This is a genomic window from Chryseobacterium sp. PMSZPI (assembly GCF_002835665.1).
In the GTDB taxonomy this organism is placed as follows: domain Bacteria; phylum Bacteroidota; class Bacteroidia; order Flavobacteriales; family Weeksellaceae; genus Chryseobacterium.
Map to the genome: position 1 here is coordinate 1 of NZ_PIZV01000053.1, position 8,533 is coordinate 8,533.

Sequence of the window (8,533 nt, forward strand, 5' to 3'; positions counted from 1 at the left end):
AACGCTGTAGGAACTACACCAGGAAAAGTATTACATGCTGGTTCTGACGTTCGTGTACAGGTAAACATTGTTGGTTCATAATAGATCAAATTTTTCTTTATTACGCTTACAATGAAGCGATTTAGGATATGGCAATCAATAAAAATCATAATACAAACTCCATTCTCCGGTTTTCTTATTCTTTGCAAACATAAGGCTGCCACTATGAATCACATTCAAGTTAGCCTTATCGTCTGAGGAAACCTGAAAAACAAACTCGAAGCCTTCTCCAAAACCATCCTTAAACCCGATACCAGGCTGGCAAAATGATGGATAGCCACCCAATTTAGTTCTGTAACTGTGCTTAATGATATCATAATAACTGTTGAAAAGCCCTTCTCTTTCAAGTTTCACAATGTCAGAGATTAAACGGTAGTCTATATCCTCAATTCCGCCACCATCCCATACAGGGGCATCTTTAGGATATAATTCGGAGCGTAGTGGAAATGGTTTTAAATAAGAAACCGGACTTTGTAAATCCTTGATGATTATATTTTCCAAATCATCATATTCCCGGATGACCCAATGATCACCCATTTTTTCAAGCATTTCCGGAAAATACTGAGAGATAAATACGGTAATTAATTTTTTATTCTTTATCAGTTCCGGAACAAAAGGTTGGTTGGGAAGATAAATCTGTATGAGGGGCATCATCGGATCTCCGTTTTTATCCAAGGGAATCTCTTCGTGTTCTGCGTAGGCAAATACCCGACCGATCCATGATTCTTCCAGGGTGTTTTCTGGCCTGAATCCGCCGGTTATGAATTCCGTGGCAGGCCTTTCAATCTTATCTTTTATGGCTTTGATTCTGGCGTCCATCTCTGTCTATTGGTTATTGGTTTTAAGCTCTGCAATTTTCTCAAATAATTCTGGGTAATTGACAATCAATCCGTTTTCATCGACCGAAATGTCGGCCGTAAAATCAGTTTGGAGATTATCATAACGATATTGGTCTGCAGAAATTCTGGTATATTGTTGGGTAACTGGCTTTATCACTTTATTGAGCACATCAATATAAATAACCTTGATTTCCTGTGAACTGTTTTCAGCAAGTCTTAAATTGTTGATGGGTAAGGTGTTGGTAAAAGGGGTCAGGGAAATATCAATGAAGGGAAAATCTTTGAAATCTGGATTGATGACGTTGTTGATTTCCCAATCATCCTGTATTTTTTTTCCCGTCAACGTATGCTTAATGGTATTGACCTCGGATTCAATGAGAAAAGATAGGATATTCCAGTCTTGATCAATGGTGAGATGATAATCCAAGGTGTATACGGAATTTTGGTAATAACCTATGACTCTTGAAGTTACAATGTGCTTTTTATTGTGTTCTTCCAGTTTGAAATATTCCAAGGATTGAAAGGCTATTCCTTGCCATATCAATGTCTTCATGATGCTTTGGTTTTTACGATGTTTTGATTTTATAAAGCGAATGAACCTTACTGGGAAATTCTTCGCTTTCTGATTCTGCTTAAAGTCTCTCTTGCTACTCCCAGAAAAGAAGCCAGTTGAGAAAGAGGGATGCGCTGTAACATTTCAGGGTGTTTGTTTTCCAGGTACTCAAACCGTTCTTGTGCGGAATAGAGTTTAAAAAGATTAGAAAATTCCTCCTGTTTGGAAGCGAATTTTCGGATACAATGGCGTCCCAATGTTTCAATTTCAGGGACACTGTTGGCTGCTTCAAACAATTTTTCTTTATCAAAAATAATTGCATGTACTTTTTCACAAGCGGCTATATTGAATTCGGATTTCTGTCCACTTCCAAAACTACTGATGTTGGTGGCAATTTCATTTTCAAAGTAAAAACCTGTGTTTTTGGTGGCACCATCTATTTCATAATAACTTTTACAAAAACCTGTATCAATGTAAAATAAGGAATGACATATTTTTCCTTCCTGTAGCATCAGTTCATTTTTTTTGTATGATTTTTCGGTGAGAGCAGGCTGTAGTAAAGCCCAACTTTCATCAGAAAATGGAGTAAGGGAGCGGATATAGGTAAGGAGGTTTTTCACTATAAATTGTTTGAAGTTGAAATAAGGTCTTTCAAAGATGCATATTTTTTATCGAATATAATGGTCACAGATCTTCATTATTACAGCTATTTGCCGTCTTTTTCGTAATTTTATTCATCCAAAACAAATTACAATAGATTAATAGATAACGCCATTATGAGAAAAATCATTTTCACATTGTTCCTTATTCCTACAGTATTTAATGCCCAGCAAACAATCCATCACGATCCTGAAATTGTCAATTATGTTTCACAGACAAATTCAGATTCTTTAAAAAGCCATATTAATTCTCTGGTGAGTTTTGGTACAAGACATACCATGAGCTCTACCACTGATTCCAAAAGGGGAATCGGAGCAGCCAGAAAATGGGTATTGAAAAAGTTCAATGATTATGCGAAAAATGCAGGAGGAAGAATGGAGGTTTTTATGCAAAATCAAACCATCCAACCTGACGGAAAAAGAATAGATCGTCCTACGGATTTAGGAAATGTTATTACAATTATTCACGGAACGAATCCTAATGATAAGCGATTATTTATGATGAGCGGTCATCTGGATTCAAGAGTAAGTGATGTGATGAATATAAAAGATAATGCTCCGGGAGCCAATGATGACGGAAGCGGAGTGGCAGCACTTATCGAAAGTGCCAGGATATTGAGTCTGTCTAAATTTCCTGCAAGTATTGTATTAGTTGCTTTCTCCGGGGAAGAACAAGGATTATTAGGATCGAAAATGTTGGTTGAAAAAGTAGCTAATGAAGGTTGGCAACTGGAAGCACTATTGAATAACGATATGATCTCAAATAATCTCAGCAGTGATACCCAACTTATTAATACCCATCAAGTAAGAGTTTTTTCTGAAGGCTTACCTCAATATGAACTGGATAAAAAAGCTCAGGATATTAGAAAATTCGGATTAGAAAATGATAGCGAATCCAGACAACTGGCAAGATATATTAAAGAAATAGGAGAACGGTATGTTGATAATCTCCAGGTAAAATTAATTTACAGAAATGACCGTTTTTTAAGAGGAGGAGATCATACTCCGTTTGTAGAAAAAGGATTTTCTGCGGTACGGTTGACGGAGTTTAATGAAAACTTTGACCACCAACACCAGGATATCAGAAAAGAAAAAGGTGTACAGTATGGAGACTTACCCGAATTCATGGACTTTGAATATTTTAAAAAAAATGTAGGGGTAAACATTGCTGTTTTAGCCAATCTTGCAAAATCACCTTCAAAGCCGGAAAATGTAAAAATAGATGTCAGTAAACTTACTAATTTTACAGATCTTTCCTGGGAAAAACCTAAATCGGGAGAAATAACGGGATATTATATTTTAATGCGTGAGACGGATGCGTCGACATGGCAGAAAAAGTTTTTTACTAAAGAGAATTCTATAAAACTGCCTTATTCTAAAGACAATTATTTCTTTGCGATACAGGCTGTAAATGCTTCAGGGAATGAGAGCCTGATGGTTATACCGAAAGTAAAATAGATATAAACATCAATAGGAGCGGGCTTTAGCCCGCTTTCATTATCAATAAATCATCCATTGGCTTTAGCCAAAATTTTAAATATTCACCGGTTTATTCAACATCCAGCGTCATAAAAAGAGCTATTTCCTCAGAATTATCATACAATCTCGTATTCACTCCGGTAATATTAAATCCCATTCTTCTATAAAATTGGATGGCAGGATAATTGGTGTTTTGAGTTTCTAATTCAATCACGCGACAGTTTAAGTTTCGGGCTTCTTTGATTGAACTTTTAATCAGTTGTATCCCTATTCCGAGTCTTCTGTATTTTTCGTCAATCAAAATGTTTTCAATATAAAAGCTATTGTTCCATGTTCTGTGTTCACAGATGATCCAACCTATCAATTCATTGTTAATAAAGGCTCCAAAAGAATGTTCTGTTTCAATGATGGTGTTGAGTTCTTCAATATCGTCTGCATCAGTTTCCCAGATTTTGGTATAAGGTAAAGATTTTTCTCTTAAGGTAAATTCAAAAGAGCCAGCATATTCGATGGAAGAAACTGAATATATCCTGTCCGTGGTATAGCCATTATGTCCCCATGTAAGGCTGGGGTTACGAGTCAATTTTTGTAGCTTTTTTATTTCCATAGAAAATGTATTATTGATGTAAAATATATTCCTGATCCACCATCAACTTCACATGTGGCCCATGAAGCGGATAATATTGTAATCCTCCAAAATGACCGAAATGAAGTGGGTACTTTTGTGTAATATGGTTTATTTTATTTCCAAATGAATTAATATCAACCACTTGAATATGGTTCTTATATTGTCTGCCGTTAGTGAAAAATAACATCAGGTTGCATTGGTCCCTGAAGTCAAAATCATGGTAATAAAATATATGAATATTCTCTTCTTTGCATACCTGAGAGACTTCATGAATAAAGTCTTTTTTGCGAGCCAAAGGCAGATTACAATCAATTCTTATTGAAAAATTTTCAGCATTGTTTTTCTTGGAGTCTGAGTTTACCATCTGAATAAACCGATATTCAATATTTTTAAATAGTTTCCTTTCAGGATGATAATTTTTAGTGAATTGAGATTCAAAAGGAGATCCAAAATCGACGAGTACAGCATTTTCACAGACGAGCAAGGCTTCAATTTCAAGAGCAAACTGAAAATAATAATCAAAAAGCTGATAGTTTCCTGTGCTGATAATCATTTGATTTTCATTTATATTCAGGTGTAAATAAGTTTGGGGGAACTGTAGTTTCAATTCTTCCAATTTTTTTTTCAAATTATCGATACTGTGGACCCGAACTCTGGTTACCAGCTCGGCAGCATTATCAATATGTCCACCGGATCCATCAAAAAACTTAAAAAACCTGAAATGATATAAATTCTCAGGGAATTTAAAATACCAGTATACTCCTAAAATCATAGCCGGATCGATTGATGCATTGTACAGTAACCAAAATTAAATAAAATTTTATGTTTTTGATGGGTTGATTCAATAAAAAAACGCATCATTGGATGCGTTTAAAATATTTCAATAATGGGAAATAATACTAAAGTTTATAGACTTCTTTCCATTTGTATATGGGTTGAGATATATTGAGTTCATAATTGCTTTTTGAAATACCAATATCATAACCTGAATTGACGCTTACACTTAAGATATCATTATCTGAATCATAAACGTGACTCTCAATAAACGTTTTTACAGTTTCCTGAAGTTCTTTATTTTTGATACTATATGCCGGTTGGTTTATATCCTTTAGATTCTTTTTGGTTTTAATAACAACTGTATAGATATTACGTTGAGTTCCTGTGTTGTCTGTCATTGGGGGATAGTTCATCACAATACTGGCATTTGATATATTTTTTTGTTGACTAAGCTTTTCATACAGGGGAATAAGCTTTTTTATCGTAGAATTGCTTGTATAACTATAAATTGATGAACAGATAATGATGGCAAAAATACCTCCTAAAATGTAGAATGGGAGCTTGCCTACTTTCGGCATTACTGTAATGGTACTGCTTCTATAATCCTGAACTACGTATGTTTTAGCAATAAGATCGTGGATTGACTGCCTGGTCTGCTTGTTTAGAATATAAAAAATAATGCTTCCTATACCTAGTGCAAAGATGATAATTGACTGAACGAAGGCAACGACCGAGAATGAAGAAGTTCCGGAAATTTTGTATCCATTAAGAAAAAAGGGAGCCGTAAGGATTAAAGCTCTGATTATTGAGGTTTTCAGATATATAAAATTTCCGTTACTGTCAACAACTTGAATGCCCATTAATTTTTTTCCGAAAGTTTGGCCTTGGTTAATATTGGAATTTAAAACAGAGAAATAAATCAACGAAATACTCCATCCGATAAGTTTTGCGTTTTCTCCTAATGATATAAAATAATTTTGGAAAAAAAATCCAAGAATAAATCCGAATATTCCTAGAAGGATTGAATCAAGCAAAAGAGCCCAGATCCGTGTCCAAAACTTGGATAAAAGCAAATTAGTTTCCATTGTATTAGTTTTTTTAATTCGAACAAAAGTAATAAAAAAATAAGTCGGCTTTTCCCAAAATCATGCAGCCTTTGTAATAAAAATGCTTCTATTTTTAAATTTGAATAAAATTTCACACTCTAAAATTTTCAAAACCCCTAAATTTGTGATCAATAAAAATTTACTTGGATGCTTAGGAACATTTCAATTGCGGCAGCTACTTTTTTGTCCGTAGTTACAATCAATGCGCAGAAGAACAGAAATTCTCAATTGGAAAGGCCAAAATTGGTCGTAGGTTTGGTGGTAGACCAAATGCGTTGGGATTATTTATACCGTTTTTACAATAAATATGGCAATGACGGTTTCAAAAGACTTTTGAATACGGGATATTCTTTAAATAATGTACATATTCCTTATGTTCCTACAATTACTGCTTTGGGACATACATGTATTTATACAGGATCTGTACCGGCGATCCACGGAATTGCCGGAAACGACTGGACAGATAAAGAAACCGGTAAGGGAGTATACTGTACAGCAGATGACAGTGTTCAGCCGGTAGGAACAACTAATACAAAGACTGGAAGTCATTCTCCGAAAAACCTTTGGTCTACAACAGTAACCGACGAATTGAGATTGGCAACCAATTTCCAGGGAAAAGTAATTGGTGTTTCTTTGAAAGACCGTGCTTCCATCCTTCCTGCAGGTCACACGCCGAACGGAGCTTTCTGGTTTGACGATAGCACAGGAAACTTCGTATCCAGTACATGGTATATGAATGATCTTCCTCAATGGATCAAATCATTCAATGCTCAGAATTTACCTGAAAAATTAGTGGCAAACGGTTGGAATACTTTACTTCCAATTAACCAATATACGGAAAGCGCACCGGATAATTCTCCTTGGGAAGGATTGTTGGGAAGTGCAAAAACACCTACATTCCCTTATAGCAATTTAGCTAAGGACTATCAGGAAAAGAGAGATAATATTCGTTACACTCCTTTTGGAAATACTTTGACTTTGAAGTTAGCAGAAGCTTCTGTAGAGGGAGAAAAACTGGGTGGAGATAATATTACAGACTTTTTAGCAATTAACTTAGCTTCTACGGATTACGCAGGACATAAGTTTGGTCCAAACTCTATTGAGGTAGAAGATGTTTATATCAGGCTGGATCAGGATTTAGCCGAATTTTTCAACTACCTGGATTCAAAGGTAGGAAAAGGGGAATATACAGTTTTCCTTTCTGCTGACCACGGTGGAGCACATTCTGTAGGATTCTTAAAAGAACATAAAATTCCGACAGGTTTCTTTGGTGAAGGGGCGCAAAAGACTATCAACGAAAAATTGAAGGAAAAGTTCGGTGCAGATAAACTAGTGAACGCGATTGATAACTATCAGATTTATTTTGATAGAAAAGTGTTGGCGGACAGTAAACTGGAATTAGATGATGTGAGAAATTTCACAGTTAAAGAACTTGAAAAAGATCCTACGGTTTTATATGCTGTTTCTGTAGATAAAGTTCAGGAGTCTAGTATTCCGGAGCCTATTAAGCAAAGAATTATCAATGGAATCAATAGACAAAGAAGTGGAGATATTCAATTGATTTCTCACGATTCTATGCTTCCTCCATATTCTAAAACCGGAACTACGCACAGTGTATGGAATTCTTATGACTCTCATATTCCTTTGATTTTTATGGGTTGGGGAGTACAACACGGAGAAAGTAACAAGGCTTATCACATGACGGATATTGCTCCTACAGTTTCATCATTATTAAAAATTCAATTTCCAAGTGGAAACGTCGGAAATCCGATTACGGAAGTTATTGGAAAATAATCTGGCATAATAATATCACAAAAAGCTGCTTTCAGTATTGAGAGCAGCTTTTTTATTAGTCCACTAAATCTTCGATTTGCCATATTTTCAATGATAGTGTTTATGATCTTAACATTTTTAATTATTACATTTTTTTGTTGCATTGGTAGACATACCAATGAGGCAATTGTTGGTATATAATTCCACTTTTTTGTCTAATACATTTAAAAAACTATCTTTGCAAAAATTTTGGTTTCCAGCGTATTGGAATGAAAAGGGAATCGGGTGAAAGCCCCGGACTGTCCCCGCAACTGTAAATCACGATCAAAGTTTCTGTAAAAAACCACTGTGTGAACGGGAAGGTACAGAATGTGAAAGTCAGGAGACCTGCCAAAATGATAATCAAAAAATCTATTGCTTTCGGAGGAAAAGTAAAAAAGTATGGATATAAAAAGATCTTTAATACTGCTTTTTTCGTCTTATGGTTGTTTTCTTTTTGGACAGGAGAAAGCCATAGATACGATTTACATCTTCGATAACCAGATGAATAGGGTAAAACTTTTTCATCCGGTAAAAACGATCACTCCCGAAGATGCTGAAAAAAATTCTACCAACCTTTCTGAACTGTTGAGGTTTCAATCTCAGCTGTATATTAAAGAAAATGGAAGAGGAGCGGTTTC

The 8,533-nt window shown here is 35.3% G+C and carries 8 protein-coding genes, 1 pseudogene and 1 riboswitch; of the genes and pseudogenes, 3 read left to right on the forward strand and 6 right to left on the reverse strand.

Features of this window, described 5'->3' with window-relative positions:
* Positions 1-135 precede the first annotated feature (135 nt).
* From CW752_RS10705 to CW752_RS10715, 3 genes are read right to left on the reverse strand one after another with little or no spacing between them, the layout of a single operon-like run.
* Entirely contained in the window at positions 136-858 is a 723-nt protein-coding gene (locus CW752_RS10705; RefSeq protein ID WP_101239707.1) for a DUF1963 domain-containing protein, read from the reverse strand.
* A gap of 6 nt (positions 859-864) precedes the next feature.
* Positions 865-1,431 carry a putative glycolipid-binding domain-containing protein gene (locus CW752_RS10710; RefSeq protein WP_101239708.1) on the reverse strand — a complete coding sequence of 189 codons (567 nt, stop codon included), beginning with the start codon at positions 1,429-1,431 and terminating at the stop codon, positions 865-867.
* Between the two features lie 47 nt (positions 1,432-1,478).
* Positions 1,479-2,051, reverse strand: coding sequence for a Crp/Fnr family transcriptional regulator (locus CW752_RS10715; protein WP_101239709.1), 573 nt, complete (start codon positions 2,049-2,051; stop codon positions 1,479-1,481).
* A gap of 156 nt (positions 2,052-2,207) precedes the next feature.
* Between CW752_RS10715 and CW752_RS10720 the strand changes: the two genes are divergently transcribed.
* A complete protein-coding gene (locus CW752_RS10720; RefSeq protein WP_101239710.1) occupies positions 2,208-3,548 on the forward strand; it encodes a M28 family metallopeptidase in 1,341 nt (446 codons plus the stop codon).
* 91 nt (positions 3,549-3,639) lie between these two features.
* Here the strand turns inward: CW752_RS10720 and CW752_RS10725 are convergent, their stop codons facing one another.
* The 3 genes from CW752_RS10725 to CW752_RS10735 all read right to left on the reverse strand — a co-directional run bounded on the left by CW752_RS10725 (position 3,640) and on the right by CW752_RS10735 (position 6,059).
* Positions 3,640-4,176 (reverse strand): GNAT family N-acetyltransferase, encoded by a 537-nt coding sequence (locus CW752_RS10725; protein WP_101239711.1) that lies wholly within the window; start codon positions 4,174-4,176, stop codon positions 3,640-3,642.
* A 10-nt stretch (positions 4,177-4,186) separates the two neighbouring features.
* Positions 4,187-4,969 (reverse strand): hypothetical protein, encoded by a 783-nt coding sequence (locus tag CW752_RS10730; protein ID WP_101239712.1) that lies wholly within the window; start codon positions 4,967-4,969, stop codon positions 4,187-4,189.
* A 127-nt stretch (positions 4,970-5,096) separates the two neighbouring features.
* Positions 5,097-6,059: an RDD family protein gene (locus CW752_RS10735; RefSeq protein WP_101239713.1), complete on the reverse strand. Its 963-nt coding sequence runs from the start codon at positions 6,057-6,059 to the stop codon at positions 5,097-5,099.
* Positions 6,060-6,227: 168 nt separating this feature from the next.
* On the opposite strand from CW752_RS10735, the gene pafA reads away from it, so the two are divergent.
* Both pafA and CW752_RS10745 read left to right on the forward strand, forming a co-directional pair.
* A complete protein-coding gene (gene pafA, locus CW752_RS10740; protein WP_101239714.1) occupies positions 6,228-7,874 on the forward strand; it encodes an alkaline phosphatase PafA in 1,647 nt (548 codons plus the stop codon).
* 212 nt (positions 7,875-8,086) lie between these two features.
* A riboswitch (cobalamin riboswitch) is annotated at positions 8,087-8,263 on the forward strand.
* A 31-nt stretch (positions 8,264-8,294) separates the two neighbouring features.
* Positions 8,295-8,533, forward strand: a pseudogene (locus CW752_RS10745) (TonB-dependent receptor); the annotation flags it as partial.

Coding starts and splice junctions, on each gene's coding strand:
- CW752_RS10705 (WP_101239707.1), bottom strand. CDS start 858: ATGGACGCCAGAATCAAAGCCATAAAAGATAAGATTGAAAGGCCTGCC.
- CW752_RS10710 (WP_101239708.1), bottom strand. CDS start 1,431: ATGAAGACATTGATATGGCAAGGAATAGCCTTTCAATCCTTGGAATAT.
- CW752_RS10720 (WP_101239710.1), top strand. CDS start 2,208: ATGAGAAAAATCATTTTCACATTGTTCCTTATTCCTACAGTATTTAAT.
- CW752_RS10725 (WP_101239711.1), bottom strand. CDS start 4,176: ATGGAAATAAAAAAGCTACAAAAATTGACTCGTAACCCCAGCCTTACA.
- CW752_RS10730 (WP_101239712.1), bottom strand. CDS start 4,969: ATGATTTTAGGAGTATACTGGTATTTTAAATTCCCTGAGAATTTATAT.
- CW752_RS10735 (WP_101239713.1), bottom strand. CDS start 6,059: ATGGAAACTAATTTGCTTTTATCCAAGTTTTGGACACGGATCTGGGCT.
- pafA (WP_101239714.1), top strand. CDS start 6,228: ATGCTTAGGAACATTTCAATTGCGGCAGCTACTTTTTTGTCCGTAGTT.